We start from the raw sequence: 24,186 nt of genomic DNA, 5'->3' as shown, positions 1-24,186 counted from the left end.
TTACAGGACCTTGGACAGAAATTCAATGGTGCGCTGTTCCTTGGGGTTGGCGAAAAAGGCGTGGGGCTCGTTCTGCTCCAGAATGTGGCCGCCGTCCATAAAGAGGACCCGGCTGCCCACCTCCCGGGCAAAGCCCATCTCGTGGGTGACCACCACCATGGTCATGCCCTCGTCGGCCAGCTGCTTCATGACTTCCAGCACCTCGCCCACCATCTCGGGGTCCAGGGCGGAGGTGGGTTCGTCAAAAAGCATCACCTTGGGTTTCATGGCCAGGGCCCGCACGATGGCGATGCGCTGCTTCTGACCGCCGGAGAGTTGGGCGGGATAGGCGTCCGCCTTTTCCTCCAGCCCCACCCGCCGCAGCAGGGCGGTGGCGGTGTCGTCGGCCTCGGCCTGGCCCATCAGTTTGGTGCGGACAGGGGCCAGGGTGATGTTTTTGCGGATGGTCATGTTGGGGAACAGATTGAAGTGCTGAAACACCATGCCCATGTGCTGGCGGATCTGGTCGATGTTGCACTTGGGGTCGGTGATATCCGTGCCCTCAAAGGTAATGGTGCCCCTGGTGGGGGTCTCCAGCAGGTTGAGGCAGCGCAGGAAGGTGGACTTGCCCGAGCCGGAGGGCCCGATGATGACCACCTTTTCCCCGGGATGGATATGCTCGGAGATGTCGTCCAGCACCAGATTTTTTCCAAAGGCCTTGGACAGGTTTTTAACGTCGATCACTTTGACGCAGCCTCCTTTCCAGAATACCCTGGAGCCAGGTGAAGATAATGACGATCACCAGATACATCACAGCACTGCCAATCAGCGGAGGCATATAGTCATAGGTCCGGCCGCCGATCCGCATGGCCTGATAGGTCAATTCGGCCGCGCCGATGGCGTTGACCAGAGAGGTGTCCTTAAACAGGGTGATGAACTCGTTGCCCAGGGAGGGCAGGATGTTCTTGAAGGCCTGGGGAATGACGATAAAGCGCATGGTGTCCAGATAGCCCAAGCCCAGAGAACGGCCGGCCTCCATCTGGCCCATGTCCACGCTCATCAGGCCGCCCCGGACGATTTCCGCCACATAGGCCCCCGAGTTGATACCCAGGCCGATAATACCCACCATGAACTTGTTGCGGCTGGAGGCGAAGATGACAAATCCCCAGATCAGGATCTGCACCATCATGGGGGTGCCGCGGATGATAGTGGTATAGATCTTGCAGATCAGATTGAGGATGCCCAGTAAAAAATTGTGTTGCTTGGGGCGCTGCTGGTCGTGGGCGGTACGGATGACGGCCACCACCACACCCAGGACCATACCGAGGATCAGGGCCACCACCGTCATTCCCAGGGTAACGCCCAGTCCCTCCAGATAGAGCTTCCAGCGGTCTCCTTCCACAAATGCCGTATGAAAGCGCCCACCCAGGGCCGTCAGCCACTGCGCAAATTCAGTCAGCATAATAGAAGAGGCCTCCTTTCCTGAAATATGAGAAGAAGGGCGGCACAGAAGGCCGCCCTTCTCCAAGGTCCAGTTTACTTCGACGGAATATACTTGTCAACGATGGACTGAACGGTACCGTCAGCGATCAGCTCTTCAAGAGCGGTGTTCACAGCGTCCTTCAGAGCGGTGTTGCCCTTGGCAAAGCCGATGGCGTAATCCTCGTTGGCAAACTCAGTGTCCAGGATCTTCAGGCCGGGGTTGGCAGCCACAAACTCCTGAGCGGGAGCGTTGTCGATGACCACAGCGTCCACCTGACCGTTGACCAGAGCCATAACAGCCAGAGCGCCGTTGTCGTAAGCGGTGACATGGTCCTCGCCATAGCCGCCGTTCTCGGGGGTGTCGGAGCAGTAGATGTAGCCGGTGGTGTCGGCCTGGCAGCCGATCATGCTGGCGTTGGCCAGATCATCCACGGTCTCAATGGGGGAGTCCTCCTTGACGATGACCACCTGCACGCCGTTGGCGTAGGTGTTGGAGAACTCCATCACCGCCTCACGCTCGGGGGTAACGGTGATGCCCGCCATGGCAATATCGCTCTGACCGGTCTGTACAGCGGTGAGAGCGGCGTTGAAGGCCATATCGTCCACCACCAGCTCCAGGCCCAGCTTGTCGGCGATGGCCTGAGCCACCTCCACGTCGATGCCCTCGAAGCCGCCGTCATCGGTGGTCATTTCATAGGGGGGGAACTGGGCGTTGGTGGACATGTGGAGCTTGCCCTCCTCCACGGTGGTAAATTCCCCGGTGGCGGCGGGGGTGCTGCTCTCGGTGCTGCCGCTGGGGGTGTTGGAATTGGCGGCGGGAGTATTGGCCGTACCGGTGGTGCCGTTGCCGCAGCCGGCCAGCAGAGACAGAGACATGGCCGCAGTCAGGCCCATCAGGGCCAGCTTCTTGAAATTCTTCATGACGTTATACTCTCCTATTCATGCGCTTGGCGCGATCCTCTTTGCCTTACCTTGAAATAAGGTAGTTTCTATTATACACGGTATGCAAAGAAATGCAATATTTATTCATTCGTCAAACCCAACAAAAAACCAAAAAGTTTTCCCTGGTGCTCTCTCTGCGGGGTATGGGGCGGGAAGTGGGTTCACATAATGCTGTTATGTAAGGAAAAGGGCCTGTTTTCAATCCTTGAAGGGGTTTACTTCCGGGAAAGCGATGTGGTATAATGGCGGCGATATCTTCAGATATGGTTTTGAAAACCAGGAAGGAGGAGGCCTTTTGGAAGAGATCCGCGCATTAAAAGAGCGGCTGGAGAACGAGCGGCCGGTGGACTGGGAGGGCCTGCCCGATATCGGCCTGTATATGGATCAGCTTATCAGCTATATGCCCCGGCAGCTCATCCACTACGGCGAGGGGGAGGCCCTCACCTCCGCCATGGTGAATAATTATATTAAGGACGGGGCCATGCCCCGGGCGGAGGGCAAGCGGTATTCCCGCACCCATCTGGCCTATCTCACCGCTCTGTGCGCTTTGAAGCAGGTGCTGTCGGTGAAGGACACAGGGCTGCTGCTGGCCTCGGCGGCTCAGGGGCGGGAGCCTCAGGCCCTGTATGAGCAGTTCCGCATGGAGCTGGACCGGGCCCTGGACGTGACCGCCGGGTCCCTGGACCCCACCGCCGGGGAGGAGGACCTGCCCGGTCTGGCCCTGGCGCTGGCGCTGCGCAGCTACGCCGATAAGCTGGCCTGCCAGCGGATTCTGGAACTGCTGCGGGCCAAGCAGCCCCAGGCAGAGAAGGAAAGCGGAAAAAAGGGGAAAAGCAAGGAAAAAGATCTGAAATTATAACAGGAGGTTATCTCGCTGATGGGAGAGTATGTGATTTTGACCGACTCCTCCGCCGATCTGTCGGCGGAGCTGGTGGCGGAGCTGGGAGTGGAGGTGCTCCCGCTGTCCTTCACCATGGAGGATAAAATCTACTATAACTGGCCGGACAACCGGGACATTGACCCGGCAGATTTCTATGCCCGCCTGCGGGGTGGGGCTATGGCCACCACCTCCGCCGTTAACGTGGCCACCTATACCGATGCCATCGAGCCCTTTTTGAAGGAGGGCAAGGACGTGCTGGTGCTGGCTTTCTCCTCCGGCCTGTCCACTACCTGCAACTCGGCGCAGATTGCCGCCAGGGAGCTGATGGAGCAGTACCCCGACCGGAAGGTGTATGTGGTGGATACCCTGTGCGCCTCCCTGGGTCAGGGCCTGCTGGTGTGGTACGCCGCCCAGCAGAAAAAAGAAGGCAAGACCATGGACGAGGTGCGGGACTGGACCGAGGCGCACAAGCTCAACCTGTGCCACTGGTTTACGGTGGACGATCTCCACTTCCTCAAGCGGGGTGGGCGGATCTCCGCCGCCACCGCCGTACTGGGCACCATGCTGTCCATCAAGCCGGTGATGCATGTGGACAATGAGGGCCACCTTATTAAGGTGGGTACTGCCCGGGGCCGGAACGCCTCTTTGAAGGCCCTGGTGGACCACATGGAGCAGACCGCCCAGAACCCGGCGGAGCAGGTGGTATTTATCAGCCACGGCGACTGTGAGGCCGACGCCCAGCGGGTGGCTGCCGATGTGAAGGCCCGCTTTGGGGTAAAGACGGTGGTCATCAACTATGTGGGGCCGGTGATCGGCGCCCACTCGGGACCGGGCACCGTGGCCCTGTTTTTCCTGGGGAGTGAACGCTGATGGAGGATTTGAAGTGGCTGGAGGTGGTGCTGGACACCACCGAGGAGGAGCTGGACGGCCTGTGCGCCCGGCTCACCGCCAATGGCGTCACCGGATTTGCCATTGAGGACGAGGAGGACTTCAAGACCTTCCTGGAGCAGAACCGTCAGTATTGGGACTATGTGGACGAGGACCTGCTGGAGCGGATGAAAGGGGTGTGCCGGGTCAAGTTTTACGTCACCGACGACGACGACGGCAAGGCCCAGCTGGAGCGCTGGCTGGAGGGCATCCGCCAGCCCTATACCCTCTCCTCTCTGGGGGACAACGATTGGGCCCACTCCTGGCAGAAGTATTATAAGCCCATGGCGGTGGGGGAGAAGCTGTGGATCGTGCCTGAATGGGAGAAGGACCAGACCCCGCCGGAGGGGCGCACCCCGGTGTACCTCAACCCCGGCCTCACCTTTGGTACGGGCAACCACGCCTCCACCCAGCTGTGCCTGATGGGGCTGGAGGAGTATGTGGTCCCCGGCCAGCCGGTGCTGGATCTGGGCTGCGGCAGCGGTATTTTGTCCATCGCCGCCATGGCCCTGGGGGCTTCTTCCGCCGTGGCGGTGGATATCGACCCCAAGGCGGTGGATGTGGCCTATGAAAACGCCTCCCTCAACGGGATCGGGAAAGACCGGTATACCGTTCGGGCGGGGGATGTGCTCACCGACCAGGCCCTGGTGAAGGAGCTGGGGGAGCGGCGCTATCCTCTGGTACTGGCCAATATTGTGGCAGATGTTATTATGCCTCTGTCCGCCAAGGCGGGGGAGTGGATGACCGGGGACGGGGTATTCCTGTGCTCCGGCATCATCGACACCCGGGCCGACGAGGTCCAGGCCGCCCTGGAGCGCAACGGCCTGCGCATTATCCGCCGCCGGGAGCAGAACGGTTGGGTATCCCTGGCCGCGAAACGGGCATAAACAGGAAAAAGGGCGTGCCGCCATGCGGCACGTCCTTTTTGTGTGTGGCGTGCATTGCCCCTTACGGGTTGTCCGCTTCCTTCAGGTTTTCCAGCGCCACCCGAGTGGCCTCAATCACAAACTGGGAAAAGTTGCAGTCTGTGCCCTGAATGGCCTTTTCCACCTCTTCCAGAATGGGATTGGGAAAGCGAATGGTTTTTGAGGTGGTGCCGGGAACGGCTGGGAGCTTGAATTTTGCCATAGAATCACCGCGTCTTACATATTGTCATTTACAACGTAATACAATTTATGTTATAAGTATGTAAGACGAATTGTAAGACAACGGGGTGAGGATATGGACTGGGAAAGCGCGTATGTGCAGTGTCCGCCCTTTGGCGTCGGCAAAGGCCCCTATGGTTGCTGCCGGTACTATTATTACCGGGGTATGCTGCATGGTACCAGTGAAGCGTTGGAAACCTGGACTGCTTTGTATGGGACGGAGGAAGGAAATGGATGAATCAAAGGCGGGGGCGGCCTTTTATGGTCGCCAGTCCATCACCGCCGGGAGATTCGGCCGCCATATATGGCGGCCCTACCCTAAATGGTGGCAATGCCATTTGCAGAGGCCGGTCTCTATATTGTTACGCCCTCTTCCGGCGGGCATCCCGGCCGCTCCGGGTGAAAGGATTGCATTTATTCCTATAATATGATACACTTTTTCGGTACGATTTGAGGTCGCGCCCCGGGGAAAGAGGGCGTTGGGTACGAAAGGGAGTTTCGATGCCTGTGGGGACCTTGAATCAGGCAGATTGAAACGGAAAGGAAGTTTTGTACCCATGGAAATCAACGGCGAGCAGGTCAACGAGATCGTTAATTATGCTGACCTGGGCCTGTCCCCCGAGGTCATGAAGGCCATCGACAAAAAGGGATATGTTCAGGCCACTCCGGTCCAGGCCGGGGCCATTCCCTACTTCATGGACTGGAAGGACGTCATCGCCAAGGCCCCCACCGGCACCGGCAAGACCTTTGCCTTCGGTATCCCTATGGTGGAGCACATCGACCCGGCCCGGGAGGAGGTCCAGGCCCTGGTGCTGGCCCCAACCCGGGAGCTGGCGGTGCAGATCCAGGAGGAGCTGCGGGACCTGTGCGAGTTTAAGGAGGGGGTGCGCACCGTCTGCCTCTACGGCGGCGCCCCCATTGAAAAGCAGATCACCACCCTGAAAAAGCGGCCCCAGATCGTGGTGGCCACTCCGGGGCGGCTGATGGACCACATGAAGCGGCGCACCGTGCGCCTGGACAAGGTGGAGACGGTGGTACTGGACGAGGCCGACCGGATGCTGGACATGGGCTTTGTCCGGGATGTGACCCGGATTCTGGACCAGCTGAAGCACCGGAAGAACATGGGCATGTTTTCCGCCACCATCAGCCGGGAGGTGATGGATATCTCCTGGGTGTACCAGCGGGACCCGGTGGAAATCACGGTCCGGCCGGTGGAGGAGTCCAAGCCCGACATCACCCAGTACCGGGTGGACCTGGACGGACGGGAGAAGAAGCTGGACACCATTGCCGCCCTCATTACCCACGGAGGCTACGAGCGGGCCATTGCCTTCTGCAACACCAAAAATATGACCGACCGGCTGGCGGGCCTGCTGAATATGCGGGGCATCTCCTGTCAGGCCATCCACGGCGACATTCAGCAGCGGGTCCGGGAAAAGACCCTGGACAAGTTCAAGAAGGGTGAGATCAAGGTGCTGGTGGCCACCGACGTGGCCGCCCGGGGCCTGGACATCGACGATGTGGATGCGGTGTTCAACTACGATGTGCCCGACGAGCTGGAGAACTACACCCACCGCATCGGCCGTACCGGCCGGGCCAAGCGCCACGGCGTGGCCTACACCTTTGTGGCCACCGTCACTGAGAGTGTGCGCATGGACGACATCATCCGCAACACCAAGGCGGAGGTCCAGCGGCTGAAATACGATCAGGACGGCTGCCTGATGCTGGTGGAGCTGTGAGACCGTCGAAAAAGTGGCAAAGCCACTTTTTCGAGTAGGTTGCAGTCTGCCGCATGCAGGTTTTCTCCGCTTGTGGCGGACAAAACCCACACTTGCAGCCTGAGAAGTGTTTTCAGCCACGCACATGTCGCGGCTGAAAACAGATCAGATTTTTTTCGCGCCTGCGGGCGCGAACTCTGCGAGGCTTTGTTGATAAACTGAGGGCTGCTGCGCAACGGCGCAGCAGCCCTTTCTTACTAAAATCTGATTTACACCAGCATACCCTTGTTTTGCAGGGTCATGATATCCTTGTACAGCAAAGACTCCACCTCTTCGTCCAGCGGCTCAAAGGAGCAGCCATACCGCCAGCGGGGGGCCTGGGTGGGCTTGGCGGTATTCCGGCACACCGCCACGGTACAGGAAAATTTATAGCTGGACCCGCCAGGGAGCAGGGCGGGGACGTTGAGGATGAGCTGCCGTCCCACATCCAGTTTGAGGGGGCTGTAAAAGGCCACTCCAACCAGACTGATGTCGTCCAGCTGACACTTGCCCCGGAAGTGGAAGCCGGGACCCCACAGAAGCTGAGCGTCAACGGTTACCCGCTGCCGGAAGGCCCGGCGGCACTCGGTACAGGCCACCGCGTGTTTCACAAAGACGTTCCAGCTCTCCGCCCCGGCTGACGACACGGCGCCGTAGATCATGACCAGATTGCCCCATTCGGTCCGCACACGGACCTGGACCTTGACGGGGGTGCCGTGCTCCACCCCCAGGGGGGCTTCGCTGCCCCGGCGGGGCTCAATGGCTACCACCTTAAAATCGGGGTCCTGCTGCGCCACATGTCCGGCAAAAAACAGATAGTTGTCCTCACTCTGGACCTCGCAGGCCGCGCCCTGACATTCTGAGAGCAGCTCTTTTAAGGCCACGTCCGCCGCCGAGGGGACTGTTTCGGTGCCTTCCGGCGGGGTTTCTGCGGATTCCGGTACAGCTTCGGTATTCTCTGGTTCTGTTTCAGGGCGCTCTGGTATCTCGTTGATAACTTCCGGGGTCTGCTGGGTTTGGTCCTGTGTCTCGGACATAATGGGCCCCCTTCCTGCGCCGCCAGCGGTGAGGACGCAGCTTAAAATTTTCTGAAATGTATGTCCAGACTAACACCAGCGACAGATTCTGTCAAGGGCAAAGCCCGGGGCGTTTTGTTGCGGCGGGGACGGGATACGCCGGATTTCCCTTGCTATTTGTGGATTGACGTGCTATCATGGCGGCATACTGGGAAAATGTTAGGAGAGAATACCCTTTATGATCGCATTTAAAACGCCCGCTCCGGCGGATAAGGCCTGGGTGGACGGATTGCTGGCCCGGGGCAATTACCGGGGCTGCGACTATAACTTTACCAACCTCTATGTATGGAAAAAGACCTACGGCGTGGAGATCGCCCAGGGGAACGGTTTTTTGTTTACCCACCTGTGCGGCCGGATGGGATGCAGCTATCTGTACCCCGCCGGAGCCGGGGATATTGCCGGGGCCATCCGTATGCTGGAGGCAGACGCCGCCGGCCGGGGCCAGCCCCTGCGGCTGGTGTGCCTGACCCGGGGCCAGATGGCCGAGCTGGAGGAGTTTTTCCCCGGCCGTTTTACCTATGTGGCCGACCGGGACGGCTACGATTACCTCTATGAGATCGATCGGCTGGCCGACCTGGGGGGCAAAAAGCTCCACGCCAAGCGCAACCACATCAACCGGTTTATGGAGAACAACCCCACCTGGGTGTATGAGGAGATCACCCCGGACAGCCTGGCCGAGTGCCTGGAGATGGACCGGGAGTGGTACCGCCGCTCTCTCCAGCGGGAGGGCCAAGCGGAGGAGCGGGAACTGGGGGACGAGGGGATCGCCCTGCGTACCGCCATGGAGGACTATCAGGCCCTGGGCCTGGAGGGCGGTCTGATCCGGGTGTACGGCGAGGTTGTGGCCTTTACCATGGGGGACAAGCTGTCCGCCGATACCTACGACGTCCACTTTGAAAAGGCCTATGGCGAGCTCCAGGGGGCCTATGCCATGATTAACCGGGAGTTTGCCCGCTGGGTGCGCCAGCGCCACCCGGAGATCAAATACCTGAACCGGGAGGACGACATGGGCGTGGAAGGCCTGCGAAAGGCCAAACTGTCCTATTACCCCGACCTGCTGGTGGAAAAATACGCTGCGACGTTACGGCCCTGAACGAGGGCTGGTGAAAGAGAGGAGTGTTCCCATGGTAGAGATCCGTCCATCCCGTCCGTCAGAGGCCCAGGCCCAGAAGGACCTGTGGCAGACCGCTTTTGGCGACGACCCCTGTTTGATTGATTGGTTTTATACGTGCTGCTGGCGGCCGGAGGATATGCTCCTGGTGCTGGAGGACGGCAAGCTGGCCTCCATGCTGGCCCTGCTGCCCCACACCATCGCGTTGCCCGGCGGCGGTGAGGCGTCGGCCTGGTATATCTACGCCCTAGCCACCGATCCGGCGGTCCGGAGCAAGGGCTACGGCCGGCAGCTGCTGCTCTATGTAGACGAGTTTCTGAAAAAGCGGGGGGCGGACTGCGTGACCGTAGTGCCTGCCGAGGCCAGCCTGTTCCGCTTCTTCGGCATGGTGGGCTTTTTGCCCGGCTTTTTCACCCGAAAGGTGGAGCTGCTGCGGAGCATGACCACCCCGGCGGACCCGGCGGACCGGGTGGAGCCCATCGGCCCTGCGGAGTACAACGCCATTCGGGAACAGGTGCTCTCCGGCCTGCCCTCGGTGTCCTATGGAGAGCCGCTGATCCGCTACCAGGAGGGCCTGGGCAAGCGGAGCGGAGGAGGGCTGTACCGGATAGCCATCGGGGCGTTCCAGGGCTGTGCCGCCGCCGAGTATGTGGACGAGGAGAGCGTGGTGTTCAAGGAGCTGCTGCTGCCGCCGGAGCACATGCCCCGGGGACTGGCCGCCCTGGCGGCCAAATTGCCCGGGCAGCGGTGCTTTGTGCGCACCCCCGCCCAGTGGGATGGGATGCAGGGCAGCTACCTCCAGCCCTTCGGGATGATTAAATGGTATAACCAGGAAAAGGGCGCCCAATGGGGCGAGGAGACTCAGGGCTATATGGGGCTGGGGTTTGACTGAGAAGGGTCCTTTTTGCGGGAAAACCACAGCTTCCCGCCGGATTCCGCCGCCTTTGGACGGGGGAATTTGGCGAGGCGTTAGGCGAAGCAGATGATTGACAAGCCGGGGCGGGCGGACACACAGCAGTGTGTCCGCCCGCCTTTTTGCAACCGGATGACAGGGCGGGCTTCAAAGCGGTCCATTTGCAGGAATTCCGCCGGGATGAATATTGGCGGGCGAAAAATGGATAATTATCAGGAAATTTTATCACGCTAGAGAGAAAAAGTGCCGAAAACCATGGAATACAAGGGGAAAAAGCGTCTGAAGTCGAAAGAAGAAATGGACAATTATGCAGAAAAGTGTCCTTTTGACACGGACACCTGCAAGATTTGACGGCGATTCCATCAAATTCAGGCCATACAACTCTTGACGGAAGTATCTATTTACGATAAAATAAACGAACGTTTATAGTGTATTGTGGGGAGATTCACGGAAAACGAACAGAGACTGGTATAGGAAGTGAAGAAATGGCAAAATACATTTTGAAAAGAGTGCTGATGGCAGTAATCACGCTGTTTATCGTCATCTGCCTCACTTTTTTCCTCATGAACGCCATTCCGGGCAGTCCTTGGCTGTCTGAGAAGACCCCGCCTCAGGCTACCATCGACGCTCTGAATGAGAAGTACGGCCTGGACCAGCCGGTCATTGTCCAGTTGGGCAAGTACCTGGCCAATATTGTCCACGGCGATTTTGGCACCTCCATCAAGATGCAGAAGGACCGTCCCGTCCTGGACATCATCACCACCATGTTTCCCGTCTCGGCCGCCATTGGTATCATCGCCATCCTGTGGGCCATTTTGGTGGGCGTCCCATTGGGCTGTCTGGCCGCCTATAAGCGAGGCACGTGGGTAGACAGTCTGCTGCGGGTCATCTGTACCATAGGCATATCCATGCCGGGCTTTGTGGTGGCAACCATACTGCTCTACTTGCTGGCAGGCGGCATTGATGGATTCAAGATCTTCCCCACCATCTTTGACGGCAGCCTGAAAAGCTATGTGCTGCCCTGTCTGGCTCTGGGCTTCTATCCCATGTGTTACCTGTCCCGGCAGACCCGTACCGCCATGCTGGACTCCATCAACCAGGAGTACATCAAGACTGCCCGGGCCAAGGGCCTGAAGAACAAGAAGATTATCTTCAAGCACGCCCTGCGCAACGCCCTCATCCCCGTCATTACCTATCTGGGGCCCCAGGTGGCCTTTACCCTGTGCGGCGGCTTCGTGGTGGAGACCGTCTTCTCCATCCCCGGCCTGGGCCGCTACTTCGTCCAGTCCATCCAGAACCGCGACTATCCCATCATCATGGGCACCACCATTTTCCTGGCTGCCTTCATCATTATTATGAACCTGGTGGTGGACCTGCTGTATAAGCTGGTGGACCCCCGTATCAATCTGAGCAAGGGAGGGAACTGAGTTGGCAGAGAAAAGAAAAAAAGTGCTTGGCTCTCTCCAGCCGGACGTGGAGGATATCCTGGAGTGGAACAATCTGCCCGACAACGCCTTCGAGCCCGCCAGCGCCCAGGAGAAGGAGAGCTTTATTCAGGACCGCAAGAGCGTGTCCTATTGGAAGGACGCCTGGCGGCGGCTGCGCCGCAACCGGGTAGCCATGGTGGCCATGGTCATCGTGATCCTCATCGGCCTGTTTGCCTTTGTGGGCCCGCTGCTGGTGCCCTACGGCTATGACGAGCAGATCCGCGGCGCCAACAATCTGCACCCCTGGCACTATTCCCTGGAGGACCAGGCCCGCATTGACGCATACATGGAAGAGCACAACAATACCGCCAACCTGACCCCCGACGAGGCGGTGGAACAGGCCAAGGCGGAGGCCGCCGCCAAGGGCGAGGAGCTCTCCCGCATTGAGGAGGCCAAGATCCGCGCCAACGCCAAGGCCAGCCAGGGCAGCGGCGAGGGCGAGGTCACCGAGGCTGCCGCCATTGAGGCTCTGGGCATCAAGGCCAAGCCCTTCGGCTACTCCGACGATGAGCTGCAGCGCATGGAAAACGGCGAGTCTGTTTTCCCCCATGTGTTCGGCTGCGACACCCATGGCCGTGACATCATGGTCCGTACCATGATCGGCGCCCGTGTGTCCATGATCGTGGGTATCTGCTGCGCCATCATCGTGCTCATCATCGGCGCTATCTACGGCTCTATTTCCGGCTACTTCGGCGGCAAGGTGGACGCCGTCATGCAGCGCATCGTGGAGGTCATCTACACCATCCCCGAGGTGCTCATCATCCTGCTGCTGGGTACTACCCTTAAGCCGGTGTTTGAACAGTTCCAGAATTCGGGCAACGGACCCCTTCAGCAGCTGGTCACCACCCTGGGCCCCAACCTGATCTCTATTTTCATCGCCTTCGGCCTTTTGTACTGGGTGACCATGAGCCGTATCATCCGCGGCCAGATCCTCCAGCTCAAGCAGCAGGAGTATGTGACCGCCGCCCGGGCGCTGGGCGCCAAGGGCGGGCGTATCATCAAGCGCCACCTGCTGCCCAACTGCGTGGGCCAGATCGTCACCACCACCTTCCTGCAGATCCCCTCGGCCATCTTCACCGAGTCCTTCCTGTCCTTCCTGGGCATGGGCGTTTCCGCCCCCATGACCAGCCTGGGCTCCATGTGCTCGGACGCCCTGAGCGGTCTGACCAGCTATCCCTATCGTTTGTTCATCCCCGCCGCCATCCTGAGCGTCATGATCCTCTGCCTGAACCTGTTTGGTGACGGCCTGCGGGACGCCCTGGATCCCCGGCTGAAGAAGTAAGAAAGGAGGAGACAACATGGAAGAGAAACAGAAAAGCGGCAAGCTGCTGGAAGTGAAGGATCTCCACGTCTCCTTCTTCACCCCCGCCGGCGAGGTCAAGGCGGTGGGCGGCATCAGCTATGATTTGAACTATGACGAGGTCATGGGCATCGTGGGCGAGTCCGGCTCCGGCAAGAGCGTGGAGGCCTATTCCATCATCGGCCTGCTCCAGTCCCCCGGCAAGGTGGTGGGCGGCTCCATCACCCTGGAGGGTGAGGACGTGCTGGCCAAGAGCAAGGAAGAGATGATCGACCTGCGGGGCAACAAGGTGGCCATGATCTTCCAGAACCCCATGACCTGCCTCAACCCGGTGTACACCATCGGCAACCAGCTCATCGAGGCCCTGAAGGCCCACGACAAGAAGGTCTCCAAGGAGGAGGCCGCCAAGCGGGCCATGGAGATGCTGGAGCTGGTGGGCATCAACAACGTGGAAAAGCGGATGAAGCAGTACCCCCATGAGCTGTCCGGCGGTATGCGCCAGCGCGTCATGATCGCCATGGGCCTGATCTGCCATCCCCAGCTGCTCATTGCCGACGAGCCCACCACCGCTCTGGACGTGACCATCCAAGCCCAGATCCTGGAGCTGATGAAGGATCTGCAAAAGAAGACCCACATGGGCATCATCTTCATCACCCACAACCTGGGCGTGGTGGCTGAGATCTGCGACAAGGTCTCCGTCATGTACGCCGGCAAGATGGTGGAGCAGGGCCCGGTGGACGATATCTTCTACAAGCCCGGCCACCCCTATACCATGGGCCTGCTGCGGTCCATGCCCCGTGTGGATGCCGAGAGCTATGAGCGCCTGATCCCCATCGAGGGTACCCCCGTGGATATGCTCAATCCCCCCGAGGGCTGCCCCTTCGCCCCCCGCTGTGAGTACGCCATGAAGATCTGCTTGCAGAAGATGCCCCCCTACGTGGAGTTGGGGGAGAACCACCGCGCCGCCTGCTGGCTGCGGGTGCAGGAGCAGATGGCCAAGGAGAAGTCCGGCCAGGCGGACGCCAAGGCTGGCTCGCAGACCGAGAACAAGGAGGCGGGCGACCATGAGTGAGAAAAAAGATATCCTCGTTCAGGTGGATCACCTGAAGAAATACTTTGGCGTCAAGGGCATCAAGGGCCCCGGCATCCAGGCTGTGGAGGACGTGTCCCTCTTCATCAAGCGGGGCGAGACCCTGGGCCTGGTGGGTGAGTCGGGCTGCGGCAAGACCACCCTGGGCCGTACCATTCTCCAGCTCCATCCCCCCACGTCCGGCAAGATCATCTATGACGGTCAGCCCATCTTTGAGGGGGAGGACCCCTGGCAGAAGGATGAAAGCGGCCAGCTGGTCCATGTCAAGACCCCCAAGCCCACCGTGGCCAATATGCTGCCCTACCGGCGGAAGATGCAGATCATTTTCCAGGACCCCTCCGCCTCTCTGGACCCCCGTATGACGGTGGGCGAGATCATCGGCGAGGCTTTGGACATCCATAAGCTGTGCGCCAACAAAAAGGAGCGCACCGACCGCATTAAGGAGCTGCTGTCCCGGGTGGGTCTGAACACCGAGCACGCCAACCGCTATCCCCACGAGTTCTCCGGCGGCCAGCAGCAGCGTGTGGGCATCGCCCGGGCTCTGGCGGTAAAGCCTGAGTTTATTGTGTGCGACGAGCCCATTTCCGCTCTGGACGTGTCCATCCAGTCCCAGGTGGTCAACATGCTGGAGGATATGCAGCAGGACCTGGGCCTGACCTATCTGTTTATCGCCCACGACCTCAGCGTGGTGCGCCACATCTCCAACCGCATCGGCGTGATGTATCTGGGTACGCTGGTGGAGCTGGCTGAGAGCTACGAGCTCAACCGCAACCCCATCCACCCCTATACCAAGACCCTGCTGTCCGCTGTGCCGGTGCCCGACCCTGAGGTGAGCCGCACCCGCCAGCGCATCGTGCTTCAGGGCGACATCCCCTCTCCCATGAATCCCCCCACGGGCTGCCGGTTCCATACCCGCTGCCCCTATGCCACTGAGAAGTGCAAGCAGGCCGTGCCCCAGTTCAAAGAGCACGCCCCCGGGCACTACGCCGCCTGTCACCTGCTGGGGTAAGCAGGGGCGGGCTCTTGCGAGCGCAGCGAGCCGCCGCGTAGCGGCGTACAAGCGGTTTGGGCTGCGCCCAAACCCTTGATGCCGGGCGAATTCAGTTCGCCCGCGCAGAGAAAAGAAAGGGGACCCGCCCGGCCCAGGCCGGGTGGGGGGCACGCCCCCGGGCACTACGCCGCCTGTCACCTGCTGGGATAAGCGGGGGCGGACGCTCTTGTGTGCCATCCAAAAATGGAAAAATAGTGGAAAAAAGGCGGCCAAAGCCGCCTTTTTTCAAACAAACTTACAAGCCTGTAACAATTTTGAAACATTTCCTTTACACCGTGTACTTACCTGTGGTATAATACCACTCAGTTACTTTACCGTGTGAAAGGCCATGGCCTTTCGGCGCCCGCAAGCGGGCGCCAAGATCCTCTGCTGGTGTATCCCGCCTTCGGGCGATTCGATACAAAAATGAAAGATGGAGGTCCAACCATGAAAAAGAGAAAGCTTGTCTCTCTGGCTCTGTCCGGGGCCCTCGTGTTTGGCGTGCTGGCCGGCTGCGGCAACGGCAATGAGGGCAGCACCAACAGCACCGCCCCCCAGAACAGCGAAACGGCCAACAATGAGAGCAGCGGCGCTTTTGAGATCAGCATGAGCATCGCTTCCGAGCCCCAAACCATTGACCCTGCCCTGAACAGCGCGGTCGACGGCGCCATCATGATCAACCACATGTTTGAGGGTCTGATGCGCTGGGAGGATTCCGGCAGCGAGACCGCCGGTTCCGACGGCACCTGCAACGACGCCAAGCTGGGCTACGGCCAGGCTGAGAGCTATGACAAGGTGGTCAACGAGGACGGCACCGTCACCTACACCTTCCACCTGCGCGACGGCATCAAGTGGTCCGACGGCAAGGACGTGACCGCTCAGGACTTCGTGTATTCCTGGCAGCGCCTGGTCACCCCCGCCACCGCCGCTGATTACAGCTATATGATCGACAGCGTGGTCAACGCCAACGCCATCATGAACGGCGAGATGGAGCCCTCTGAGCTGGGCGTTTCCGCTCCCGACGACAAGACCTTCGTGGTCACCATCACTTCTGATCTGCCCTACTTCACCGAGATCTGCGCCTTCCCCGCCACCTTCCCCGTGCGTGAGGACGTGGTGAGCAATCCCGAGTGGACCTACACCCCCGAGACCTATATCTCCAACGGCGCTTACAAGATGACCGTCCGTGAGACCAACTCTCAGATCGTCATGGAGCCCAACGAGTACTACTACAATGTGGATAAGCTGGGTCCCCAGAAGATCACCTTCAAGCTGATGGACGACAACAACGCCCAGCTGAACGGCTTTAACACCGGCGAGCTGGACTTCATCGAGACCGTGCCCGTGGACGAGGTGGCCGGCCTGCTGTCCTCCGGCGAGATGAAGGTTGTGGATTACCTGGGCACCTACTATGTCTGCTACCAGACCCAGAAGGCTCCCTTCGACGACTGGCGCGTCCGTAAGGCCTTCACCCTGGCTGTGGACCGCAACTATATCGTGACCGAGATCACTCAGACCGGTCAGGTGGAGGCCGGCGCCTATGTGCCCGCCGGCGTGTACGACGCTGCCGGTGTTGAGGGCGACGACTTCCGCACCGTGGGCGGCGACTACTACGATCCCACTACCGACGCTTACGAGGCCAACTGCGAGGAGGCCCGTGCTCTGCTGGCCGAGGCTGGCTATCCCAACGGCGAGGGTTTCCCTGTGGTTGAGTACCTGTACAACACCGACGACAACCACAAGGCCATTGCCGAGGCTCTGCAGAACATGTGGCAGACCGAGCTGGGCGTGACCGTCACCCTGACCAACCAGGAGTGGGGCACCTTCCTGCAGACCCGTAAGGACGGCGATTACTCCATCGCCCGTAACGGCTGGATCGCTGACTACAATGATCCCATGACCTTCCTGGATATGTGGCTCACCGGCGGCGGCAACAACGACGCTCAGTACTCCAACCCCGACTATGACGCCAAGATTCAGGAGGCTAAGGCCACCTCCGATGTTGCTACCCGGATGCAGCTCATGCACGAGGCTGAGGACATCCTGCTGGAGCAGGATTGGGTGGTCAACCCCCTGTACTTCTACACCCAGTCCTATATGCTGGCCGACGGCATTGAGGGTATGTACTACTGCCCCCTGGGCTACTTCTTCTTCGACACCTGCACCCAGGGCTAAGATCATCAAGACCCCCCAAAACGGACGGAGCCGACCGGCTCCGTCCGTTTTTTGTGCCAATACATAAAAACCCGGATGTGCTGTTTAGCACATCCGGGTTTTGTATAGCGTGATGATTACCAGCCGCCGAAGGGGAAGTTGTAGTAGTAATTGCCGCCCTGCTGGGACTGAGACTGCTGGGACTGGTAGTCGCTCTGGAGCTGGTTCATGGCCTCCTGCCGCTCCTGGTTGTCCTCGTCCAGCGTTACCTGGACGGTGGTGGTCTGGCCGTCCCGGTACACTGTAAAGGTGACGGTGTCGCCGGCCTTATAATTCTTTACGGCGGAGGAGAGCTGAGAGGAGCTGGTGACGGTGGTATCGTCCACAGCGGTGATGATGTCGCCTACCTGGAGGCCGTCGGTCTGGGCGCAGGAGCCGTCCAGAATGGCCATGATCTCTGCCCCGGCGGGAACGCCGTACCGCTGAGCGGAGCTATCCACGTCATTCATGAGAATGCCCACGTTGGGCTTGCCGGTGACGTAGCCGTTCTCCATGATGGAGGTGACCATGTCCTTCACGTCATTGATGGGGATGGCGAAGCCCAGACCCTCCACAGAGGCCTCCGAGCTGGAGCTGGAGGAAAGCTTGGCGGACACGATACCCACCACCTGGCCGTACTTGTCAAACAGGGGACCGCCGGAGTTGCCCGAGTTGATGGCGGTGTCGGTCTGGATCATGTTCATGACGGTGCCGTCGCTCATGGTCACCGAGCGATCCTTGGCGGAGACATAGCCGCCGGTGAAGGTGAAGGTCAGCTCACCCAGGGGATTGCCGATGGCGTACACGTTCTCGCCCACGTTGATGGCGTCCGAGTCGCCCAGCACCACGGTTTGCAGGTTGCCCTGGTTGATTTGCAGCACAGCGATGTCGTTTTCCTCCTCACCGCCCACCAGAGTGGCGTCATAGCTGCTGCCGTCGGCGAAGGTCACTTTGATGTCGCTGACCCCGTCAATCACGTGGTAGTTGGTGAGGATGTAGCTGGTGGTGGCGTTGGAACTGATAACGAAGCCGGAGCCGGACACGGCGTTTTTCACGGTCTGGCCCCACACGTTGGTGGTCACGTTGCCGTTAACGCCCACAACCGCCCCCAGGTTGGAGGCGTATACCTCTTCGGCGGAGAGGACGGTCTTGCCGTCCACATTGGCCAGAGACACGGCGGTAGGACGATTGCCTTCATAGATGGTGGTGGAATTGCTGCCGAACCGGCTGGCGGCCCACACGCCGCCGCCGCCCACCGCGCCGCCGATGACGGCGCAGCACAGGCCTACGGCAATCAGCTTGCCAAAGCCGCCCTTTTTCTTTTTCTTGGGGGGCTCGGCGTCATGGACTTGGAACTGGTCGGTCTCTATGATGGGCTCCCGATCTTCGGGGGGCCGGTTATAATCGCTGTAATACATAACGGATCTCTCCTTTGACAACAGGTTTGTTGTTTCCTTTGAACGAGTCTTAGGATAACCCGTAATTGTGGCGGAATTATGAAGAAAATATGCATGATTTTTAAATTGTTTCCATCCTCGACAGGATCGGGAAGGACCGTTCTTTCCACCGGAGAGGGCCGTTTTCCACGAAGTTTTCCACAATCCGGCCGGGAAATGTGGAAAAGAACCGGCTATTTTCCGTAAAGAGGTGTAAAAACAGGCGGACCGCAAAAATTGCGGTCCGCCTGTTTTCATGAAAGTTATTTCAGCTCCAGAGCCTTGCTGACGGTCACTGCCTGGGCGCCGGGGCCGATGTGGCAGGCCACCGACAGGGACAGGGGGTCCATGTGAATGGGGTAGCCGGGGAAGGTGGCCTCCAGCTCCTTCCGCCACTCCTCGGCGGCGGCCCGGTCGCCGGTGTAAGCGGCGGCGATGTGGAGCTGCTCAGGACCGGACAGACCGGCAAAATCGGTGTCCATGGTGTGGCGGATGGCGTCGATCATGGACTTTTTGGCCGCCTTCCAGCCCCGGACCTTGGCAAAGGAGTCCAGCTTTTCCCCCTTGATGCGCAGCACCGGCTTGATGCCCAGCACCGCCCCCAGAGCGGCGGCGGCGGGGGTGCAGCGGCCGCCCTTCTTTAAGTACTTCAGGGTATCCACGGTGATGTAGATATCCGAGTCAAATTTGGTGCGCTCCAGATAATCATGGATCTCCTGGGCGCTCTTGCCCGCCTGGGCCATGGCCTTGGCGTCCAGCACCGACTGGCGCTGAGTCACCGAGATGCGCTGGTTGTTGACCACAAAGACCTTGCCCTCGTAGTCCTGGGCCAGCATCATGGCGGTCTCACAGGAGCTGCTCAGGCCGCTGGACATGGGAATATATACGATCTGGTCATAGTCCTGGAGGATCTTGTCCCACAGGTCGGTAACGTCGCCGGGGGAGGGCTGGGTGGTCTTTACGTCGGCGCCTTCCTCCAGCCGCTGATAGAACTGCTCCTGAGAGAGGGTGATATCCTCCAGAAAGAGCTCGTCGTTGATGTAAAAGGGCATGGGCAGCACAAAAATGCCCAGCTCCTTGCCCTGGGCCTGGGTGATGCCGCTGTTGCTGTCGGTGGCGATGGCGATTTTACTCATAAATAACCTCACTTATCCGCACTGTTATGGTTTCTGATTGACTGGGGCCTGGGGGCCGCCCCGAAAAAAGTCGGTGAGCTTCTCCAGCCCCCGCAGCAGGGCGGAGGCCTCCTGATCGGTGAGAACGGATAAAAGACTGTCGGCGATCCGGCGGTGGAAGGCCCGGTGCTGTTCGCTGGCAGCCCGGCCCTGCTGGGTGGGCATCAGCCGCACCACCCGCCGGTCCTTTCTGTCCCGCAGGCGGGTGAGGTAGCCTTTCTTTACCAACAGGTCCACGGCGCAGGTCAGGGTGCCCGCCGGCATCTGCCGGGCGGCGGCAATGGCGGTGGAGCGGTTGTCCCCGCCCTGGTCCACCGTGCGGCACACCGCGTCGATGAGCTGCACCTCCCGCAGGGACAGGTCCCCCGCGGCCAGGCTGGCCTCCTCCCGCTTCAGGATGTCCCCAAAGACCTCGGAGAGAAACTGATGAAATAACTCGCTGGAACGCTCCACAGATGCCTCCTTTCCTCCATGGCCTGTGTCAGCAACTGCATTATACCGGATTAAAGGGAAAAGTCAAGATACTATTTTGACCGTCAAACTATTTTTAGGCGGAGGTTTTTCTGGGACAAGGCATACCTGCCGGGGGCGGCGCATAGGGTAGAATGACCCGGGGACGCCGGGAATACAGATGAGGATGGTGCGATATGAAACGGCCCATTGTTTGGAAACGGCTGCTGCGGCGGTGCGCCGCTCTGTTCCTGGCCACCCTGGCGGTGTGGCTGCTGCTGTTGTGCGGCGGCGCGTCGGGGGCCCTGCGGAGTCTGGGGGAGAGCGGCGGCTTTGTGGCCACCGCCCTGGCGGCGGAGCTGGGAAAGGCCCCGGAGGAGGACGGGCCTTTGAGCCTGCTGGACGGCTGGGACCGGCTGGCGGTGGGGCAGTCCCTGCTGCTGACCGGCAGCCAGGGGGCGGTGGCGGAGTACCTGAGCGGGACAGAGGAGGACCCACAGCTGCCCGCCGGACAGCCTGCCGAGGACCACGACGACATGGGGGAGGAGCCCCAGGTCACCGCCGCCCCGTCGGACATTGTGGCCCGCACCCTCATCCCCACCAGCCCCCAGGGCTATGACGTGGCGGGGGGACTGTACCTCTACAACCGCACCGGGGAGAGCGTGGATCTGGCGGGGGCCGCTGGGGCGGCGGTGAACATCACCCTGCCGGCGGAGGGACCCCAAATCCTCATCATACATACCCACGCTACCGAGGCCTATACCCCCGACGGCACCGACGTATATACCCCCAGCGACCAGTCCCGCACCCTGGAGGAGGAGGACAATATGCTCCGGGTGGGAGATGAGATGGAGCGGGTGTTCACCGAGATGGGATTAAGGGTGGTCCACGACCGTACCCTCCACGACTATCCCCAGTACAACCAGGCCTATACCCGCTCGGCCCAGACGGTAAAGGACTATCTGGCCCAGTATCCCTCCATCAAAATTGTGCTGGACGTCCACCGGGACGCCCTGGTGGGGGAGGATGGCACGGTATACAAGGCGGTGACCCGGATCGACGGGGTGGACACCGCCCAGGTGATGCTGGTGGTGGGTCACGGCCAGAACGGCAGCAATCCCCACTGGATGGAAAATCTCACCCTGGCCTGCAAGCTCCAGACCGGTATGAATACCCTCTATCCCACTCTGGCCCGGCCCATGACCTTCCGCGCCTCCAGCTATAACCAGGAGCTGTCCACTGGCTCCCTGCTGGTGGAGGTGGGTACCCACGGCAATACCCTCCAGGAGGCCCTGGCGGGGGCCCGGCTCTTTGCCCGGGCCGCTGGGCAGGTGCTGCTGGGGCTGGCGGAGTAGCTGAAGCTGTCGAAAAAATGGCAAAGCCCAACTCCATGAGTGGAGTTGGGCTTTTTGCGGTGTGCCTGGCAGAAGTATGGAACATTCTGTTGACTTTTGGTGCCTGCTCCAATAGACTAACGGTGAACGGTCTGTTTGAGACAAAAGGAGGCACGGCATGAAGCACGTCTTTCTGAACTGGGTGACCCATTCCAAAAAGCCTGCCTTCTGGGTGGCAGCAGCAGCTCTGGCGGCCGGTGTGGTAGCGGGGGTGTGGTTTTTGCGTGATCTCACCGCCAGCCGTACCTTTCCCATGGAGGACGCCCATCCCTCCCAGATGGAGCCGCAGCAGATTGTGTCGCAAATCGCAAAGCTGGAAAAGCTGAAGGACAGTTCCCAGCTCTGCGTCAATGCCGATCAGGTTGCACTTTTTCTGACATCCGACTTTCAGTGGGTGGACGGGGGCGCTGTTCGTTTCTTCTACACACAGAACCAGACCACATACACTGCCCAGCTGCGGATGCATCCTGAGGAAGGCCAATATTCTGTGACAGAACCCGCAGAATGGGTGGAGCAGGAGCGGATTTTTAATCTGCTTCTATGGTGAGGAGAGACAGGAAGACAGCGCCGCTTTGCTGGGAGACTATGATTTTGACCAGGACGGGACGCTGGAGACGGTGGAACTGGAAAAGCATGACGATGTATATCCCTGGTTTGAACTGCGGGTAAAAAAACCGGATGGCACCGTCCTGTGGCGGGAAGAGGCCCACGCCGCACATTCCGGCTACAACAGTCTCTTTGCCTGTAAGCTGGACGGGAAAGACTACTTGCTTCGCTACAACCCCACCATGTACCAGGGCTATGCCACCTATGCATACACCCTGTTCTCCCTGGACGCCCAGGGAAAGGCCGTACCCGTTCAGGAGGAGAGCGTCAGCTTTGATGTGAACTGGGGCAGCCCCATGCACGAAGGTTTTGACGGGGCGGCGCTGGCCGATTTTATGGACCAGCTCAACGGCCTGCTGGCCCACGGCAGGCTGCTGGTCACCACCGACACGGCTTTGGAGGGCATAGACCCAGAGCATCCCCAGGATCTGCTGTGGTGGCTGCAGGATGGGACCTTCTGCGGTGGCTACCAGTATGACGGCGATAAGTCCCTGCGGGAAAACCTGTTGGAATTTACGGAGTTTATCGGCGCATAAATGAATTCAGCCCCTGGCCATTGTCAAATAGACAATGACCAGGGGCTGGTTTTTGCTGTGGTCAGGGGGACGCCGGGGTGGGGCCCAGGATGGAGGCGCAGTCCGACACAGCCTGTTCCAGCTTGTGGACCAGGGCGTCGGAGGCCCCGGCGGGGATGGCGGAGGCGTCGGTAAGGGTAAACACCTGGGCGGTGCCGTCCCGCCGCACCATGAGCATGGGCACATAGGACCAGCCGGTGACCCCTGCCTCTCCCGTCTCATGATCCAGGGTCAGCTCTAGGGTGAGCACTGCGGTGGTGTCGGTGAGGGGGTCCACCTGAGAGGAGATGAAGTTGCCCAGAGAGTAGCACACAAAGCCGGTGTGCTGGGTGCCGTCCGCCGCCGTGACGGTGCGCATCTCCAGAGGCTGGGGCACATGGGAGTGGCCCCCCAGCACCAGGTCGGCCCCGTTGGCGATGAGCAGGTCGGTCAGCTCCTCCTGATAGGAATTTTGGGTGGTCTGGTACTCCACTCCCCAGTGGATCATCACGGCGATGAGATCGGTGTCCAGCGCCCGGGCGGCGGCCAGATCGGCTTCCAGCCGGTCGGTGTCCGGGGTGGACAGGGTGGTCATGTAATCGGTGTTGAAAAGGTTGACGGCATAGTCCTTGCCGCTGGGCAGGGGGATGCCGTTGGTGCCGTAGGTGTACCCCAGAAAGGCCACCGAAATGCCCCCCACGTCGGCCACCTGGATGGCGGTATCGGGCTGGGCCTCCTCCGCCGAGCGGGCGGTGCCCACATGAGCCAGCCCCGCCTGGTCCAGCTGGTCCAGGGTGGATACCAACCCGTCATACCCCCGGTCCAGACAGTGGTTGTTGGCAGTGAGCACCAGATCAAAGCCCAGGTCCTTCAGATCGCCTGCCAGGGCGGCGGGGGATTTGAAGGCCGGGTAGCCGGAATAAGGCCCCTGGGTGGACAGGGTGGTCTCCAGGTTGGCCACGGCGTAGTCCGCCCCCTCCACATAGGGGCGGGCCGCCTCAAAAATGGGGGTGTAGTCGTAGATGCCCGCCCCCTCGTCCCAGGCGTCGTTGGTCACCGGCATGTGGCTCATCACGTCGCCGCACACCGCCAGGGTGGCGGTGGTGGGGGGCTGGGGGGTAGGTGTGGGCGTGGGCGCAGCGGTAGGGGTGGGGGTGACTGCCGCCTCTGGGGTGGGAGTGGAGACGGGGGCGCTCTGGCAGCCGGTGAGGACCACAGCGGTCATGGTGGTCAGCAGCAGGATGGAAAAACGGCCCATAAAA

The 24,186-nt window shown here is 60.3% G+C and carries 23 protein-coding genes; 14 read left to right on the top strand and 9 right to left on the bottom strand.

The features are described from left to right. From Q0J75_RS03325 to Q0J75_RS03315, 3 genes are all read right to left on the bottom strand, one after another. Nucleotides 1-723: an amino acid ABC transporter ATP-binding protein gene (locus tag Q0J75_RS03325; RefSeq protein WP_297196763.1), complete on the bottom strand. Its 723-nt coding sequence runs from the start codon at nt 721-723 to the stop codon at nt 1-3. Continuing rightward, complete coding sequence (locus Q0J75_RS03320; protein ID WP_297196761.1) at nt 710-1,441, bottom strand: amino acid ABC transporter permease; 732 nt, start codon at nt 1,439-1,441, stop codon at nt 710-712. Before Q0J75_RS03320 ends, Q0J75_RS03325 begins: the two co-directional genes overlap by 14 nt. A gap of 74 nt (nt 1,442-1,515) precedes the next feature. Beyond that, the gene (locus Q0J75_RS03315) at nt 1,516-2,382 is read right to left on the bottom strand and encodes an ABC transporter substrate-binding protein (RefSeq protein WP_297196759.1); all 867 of its coding nucleotides are present in this window, start codon (nt 2,380-2,382) and stop codon (nt 1,516-1,518) included. A 316-nt stretch (nt 2,383-2,698) separates the two neighbouring features. Between Q0J75_RS03315 and Q0J75_RS03310 the strand changes: the two genes are divergently transcribed. From Q0J75_RS03310 to prmA, 3 genes are read left to right on the top strand one after another with little or no spacing between them, the layout of a single operon-like run. After that, the gene (locus Q0J75_RS03310) at nt 2,699-3,262 is read left to right on the top strand and encodes a DUF1836 domain-containing protein (RefSeq protein WP_297196757.1); all 564 of its coding nucleotides are present in this window, start codon (nt 2,699-2,701) and stop codon (nt 3,260-3,262) included. 18 nt (nt 3,263-3,280) lie between these two features. Continuing rightward, nucleotides 3,281-4,153, top strand: coding sequence for a DegV family protein (locus Q0J75_RS03305; protein ID WP_297196755.1), 873 nt, complete (start codon nt 3,281-3,283; stop codon nt 4,151-4,153). Then, on the top strand, nt 4,153-5,097 hold the full coding sequence (gene prmA / locus Q0J75_RS03300; RefSeq protein WP_297196753.1) for a 50S ribosomal protein L11 methyltransferase: 945 nt from the start codon (nt 4,153-4,155) through the stop codon (nt 5,095-5,097). Before Q0J75_RS03305 ends, prmA begins: the two co-directional genes overlap by 1 nt. A gap of 61 nt (nt 5,098-5,158) precedes the next feature. Here prmA and Q0J75_RS03295 read toward each other — a convergent pair whose 3' ends face one another. Continuing rightward, on the bottom strand, nt 5,159-5,338 hold the full coding sequence (locus Q0J75_RS03295) for a YlcI/YnfO family protein (RefSeq protein WP_297196750.1): 180 nt from the start codon (nt 5,336-5,338) through the stop codon (nt 5,159-5,161). 574 nt (nt 5,339-5,912) lie between these two features. On the opposite strand from Q0J75_RS03295, the gene Q0J75_RS03290 reads away from it, so the two are divergent. Further along, on the top strand, nt 5,913-7,091 hold the full coding sequence (locus Q0J75_RS03290) for a DEAD/DEAH box helicase (RefSeq protein ID WP_297196748.1): 1,179 nt from the start codon (nt 5,913-5,915) through the stop codon (nt 7,089-7,091). A 248-nt stretch (nt 7,092-7,339) separates the two neighbouring features. Here the strand turns inward: Q0J75_RS03290 and Q0J75_RS03285 are convergent, their stop codons facing one another. After that, a complete protein-coding gene (locus Q0J75_RS03285; protein WP_297196746.1) occupies nt 7,340-8,146 on the bottom strand; it encodes a PilZ domain-containing protein in 807 nt (268 codons plus the stop codon). A 217-nt stretch (nt 8,147-8,363) separates the two neighbouring features. On the opposite strand from Q0J75_RS03285, the gene Q0J75_RS03280 reads away from it, so the two are divergent. From Q0J75_RS03280 to Q0J75_RS03250, 7 genes are all read left to right on the top strand, one after another. Beyond that, a complete protein-coding gene (locus tag Q0J75_RS03280; RefSeq protein ID WP_297196745.1) occupies nt 8,364-9,278 on the top strand; it encodes a DUF2156 domain-containing protein in 915 nt (304 codons plus the stop codon). Nucleotides 9,279-9,309: 31 nt separating this feature from the next. After that, nucleotides 9,310-10,188: a GNAT family N-acetyltransferase gene (locus tag Q0J75_RS03275; protein ID WP_297196744.1), complete on the top strand. Its 879-nt coding sequence runs from the start codon at nt 9,310-9,312 to the stop codon at nt 10,186-10,188. A 506-nt stretch (nt 10,189-10,694) separates the two neighbouring features. Then, the gene (locus Q0J75_RS03270) at nt 10,695-11,636 is read left to right on the top strand and encodes an ABC transporter permease (protein ID WP_297196743.1); all 942 of its coding nucleotides are present in this window, start codon (nt 10,695-10,697) and stop codon (nt 11,634-11,636) included. Between the two features lies 1 nt (nt 11,637). After that, nucleotides 11,638-12,978 (top strand): ABC transporter permease, encoded by a 1,341-nt coding sequence (locus Q0J75_RS03265; RefSeq protein ID WP_297196742.1) that lies wholly within the window; start codon nt 11,638-11,640, stop codon nt 12,976-12,978. 16 nt (nt 12,979-12,994) lie between these two features. Next, nucleotides 12,995-14,068 carry an ABC transporter ATP-binding protein gene (locus Q0J75_RS03260; RefSeq protein WP_297196741.1) on the top strand — a complete coding sequence of 358 codons (1,074 nt, stop codon included), beginning with the start codon at nt 12,995-12,997 and terminating at the stop codon, nt 14,066-14,068. Further along, entirely contained in the window at nt 14,061-15,095 is a 1,035-nt protein-coding gene (locus tag Q0J75_RS03255; protein WP_297196739.1) for an ABC transporter ATP-binding protein, read from the top strand. The genes Q0J75_RS03260 and Q0J75_RS03255 overlap by 8 nt, the downstream gene beginning before the upstream one ends. 468 nt (nt 15,096-15,563) lie before the next feature. Beyond that, nucleotides 15,564-17,291, top strand: a complete 1,728-nt coding sequence (locus Q0J75_RS03250) for a peptide ABC transporter substrate-binding protein (RefSeq protein WP_297196737.1) — start codon at nt 15,564-15,566, stop codon at nt 17,289-17,291. A gap of 116 nt (nt 17,292-17,407) precedes the next feature. On the opposite strand, the gene Q0J75_RS03245 is transcribed toward Q0J75_RS03250, so the two are convergent. The 3 genes from Q0J75_RS03245 to Q0J75_RS03235 all read right to left on the bottom strand — a co-directional run bounded on the left by Q0J75_RS03245 (nt 17,408) and on the right by Q0J75_RS03235 (nt 20,373). After that, nucleotides 17,408-18,727 carry a S1C family serine protease gene (locus Q0J75_RS03245; RefSeq protein ID WP_297196735.1) on the bottom strand — a complete coding sequence of 440 codons (1,320 nt, stop codon included), beginning with the start codon at nt 18,725-18,727 and terminating at the stop codon, nt 17,408-17,410. Nucleotides 18,728-19,008: 281 nt separating this feature from the next. Next, nucleotides 19,009-19,881, bottom strand: coding sequence for a DegV family protein (locus tag Q0J75_RS03240; RefSeq protein WP_297196733.1), 873 nt, complete (start codon nt 19,879-19,881; stop codon nt 19,009-19,011). Nucleotides 19,882-19,905: 24 nt separating this feature from the next. Next, nucleotides 19,906-20,373 carry a MarR family winged helix-turn-helix transcriptional regulator gene (locus Q0J75_RS03235; protein WP_297196731.1) on the bottom strand — a complete coding sequence of 156 codons (468 nt, stop codon included), beginning with the start codon at nt 20,371-20,373 and terminating at the stop codon, nt 19,906-19,908. A gap of 194 nt (nt 20,374-20,567) precedes the next feature. On the opposite strand from Q0J75_RS03235, the gene Q0J75_RS03230 reads away from it, so the two are divergent. The 3 genes from Q0J75_RS03230 to Q0J75_RS03220 all read left to right on the top strand — a co-directional run bounded on the left by Q0J75_RS03230 (nt 20,568) and on the right by Q0J75_RS03220 (nt 22,906). After that, nucleotides 20,568-21,725 carry a stage II sporulation protein P gene (locus Q0J75_RS03230; RefSeq protein ID WP_297196729.1) on the top strand — a complete coding sequence of 386 codons (1,158 nt, stop codon included), beginning with the start codon at nt 20,568-20,570 and terminating at the stop codon, nt 21,723-21,725. 157 nt (nt 21,726-21,882) lie between these two features. Beyond that, a complete protein-coding gene (locus Q0J75_RS03225) occupies nt 21,883-22,311 on the top strand; it encodes a hypothetical protein (protein WP_297196727.1) in 429 nt (142 codons plus the stop codon). Between the two features lie 25 nt (nt 22,312-22,336). Then, nucleotides 22,337-22,906: a hypothetical protein gene (locus Q0J75_RS03220; protein ID WP_297196726.1), complete on the top strand. Its 570-nt coding sequence runs from the start codon at nt 22,337-22,339 to the stop codon at nt 22,904-22,906. A gap of 61 nt (nt 22,907-22,967) precedes the next feature. On the opposite strand, the gene Q0J75_RS03215 is transcribed toward Q0J75_RS03220, so the two are convergent. Then, nucleotides 22,968-24,182: a CapA family protein gene (locus tag Q0J75_RS03215; protein ID WP_297196724.1), complete on the bottom strand. Its 1,215-nt coding sequence runs from the start codon at nt 24,180-24,182 to the stop codon at nt 22,968-22,970. Nucleotides 24,183-24,186: the final 4 nt, after the last annotated feature.

This window comes from uncultured Flavonifractor sp., from assembly GCF_944385615.1.
In the GTDB taxonomy this organism is placed as follows: domain Bacteria; phylum Bacillota; class Clostridia; order Oscillospirales; family Oscillospiraceae; genus Flavonifractor.
Note: the sequence above shows the minus strand (reverse complement) of the source record. Positions and strands in the feature narration are given on the sequence as shown.

What these genes read in the sequence shown, in the direction of transcription:
- Q0J75_RS03270 (WP_297196743.1), top strand. Translation starts at nt 10,695, where the DNA reads ATGGCAAAATACATTTTGAAAAGAGTGCTGATGGCAGTAATCACGCTG.
- Q0J75_RS03305 (WP_297196755.1), top strand. Translation starts at nt 3,281, where the DNA reads ATGGGAGAGTATGTGATTTTGACCGACTCCTCCGCCGATCTGTCGGCG.
- Q0J75_RS03240 (WP_297196733.1), bottom strand. Translation starts at nt 19,881, where the DNA reads ATGAGTAAAATCGCCATCGCCACCGACAGCAACAGCGGCATCACCCAG.
- Q0J75_RS03280 (WP_297196745.1), top strand. Translation starts at nt 8,364, where the DNA reads ATGATCGCATTTAAAACGCCCGCTCCGGCGGATAAGGCCTGGGTGGAC.
- Q0J75_RS03285 (WP_297196746.1), bottom strand. Translation starts at nt 8,146, where the DNA reads ATGTCCGAGACACAGGACCAAACCCAGCAGACCCCGGAAGTTATCAAC.
- Q0J75_RS03250 (WP_297196737.1), top strand. Translation starts at nt 15,564, where the DNA reads ATGAAAAAGAGAAAGCTTGTCTCTCTGGCTCTGTCCGGGGCCCTCGTG.
- Q0J75_RS03260 (WP_297196741.1), top strand. Translation starts at nt 12,995, where the DNA reads ATGGAAGAGAAACAGAAAAGCGGCAAGCTGCTGGAAGTGAAGGATCTC.
- prmA (WP_297196753.1), top strand. Translation starts at nt 4,153, where the DNA reads ATGGAGGATTTGAAGTGGCTGGAGGTGGTGCTGGACACCACCGAGGAG.
- Q0J75_RS03225 (WP_297196727.1), top strand. Translation starts at nt 21,883, where the DNA reads ATGAAGCACGTCTTTCTGAACTGGGTGACCCATTCCAAAAAGCCTGCC.
- Q0J75_RS03275 (WP_297196744.1), top strand. Translation starts at nt 9,310, where the DNA reads ATGGTAGAGATCCGTCCATCCCGTCCGTCAGAGGCCCAGGCCCAGAAG.
- Q0J75_RS03320 (WP_297196761.1), bottom strand. Translation starts at nt 1,441, where the DNA reads ATGCTGACTGAATTTGCGCAGTGGCTGACGGCCCTGGGTGGGCGCTTT.
- Q0J75_RS03290 (WP_297196748.1), top strand. Translation starts at nt 5,913, where the DNA reads ATGGAAATCAACGGCGAGCAGGTCAACGAGATCGTTAATTATGCTGAC.
- Q0J75_RS03295 (WP_297196750.1), bottom strand. Translation starts at nt 5,338, where the DNA reads ATGGCAAAATTCAAGCTCCCAGCCGTTCCCGGCACCACCTCAAAAACC.
- Q0J75_RS03255 (WP_297196739.1), top strand. Translation starts at nt 14,061, where the DNA reads ATGAGTGAGAAAAAAGATATCCTCGTTCAGGTGGATCACCTGAAGAAA.
- Q0J75_RS03215 (WP_297196724.1), bottom strand. Translation starts at nt 24,182, where the DNA reads ATGGGCCGTTTTTCCATCCTGCTGCTGACCACCATGACCGCTGTGGTC.
- Q0J75_RS03315 (WP_297196759.1), bottom strand. Translation starts at nt 2,382, where the DNA reads ATGAAGAATTTCAAGAAGCTGGCCCTGATGGGCCTGACTGCGGCCATG.
- Q0J75_RS03230 (WP_297196729.1), top strand. Translation starts at nt 20,568, where the DNA reads ATGAAACGGCCCATTGTTTGGAAACGGCTGCTGCGGCGGTGCGCCGCT.
- Q0J75_RS03245 (WP_297196735.1), bottom strand. Translation starts at nt 18,727, where the DNA reads ATGTATTACAGCGATTATAACCGGCCCCCCGAAGATCGGGAGCCCATC.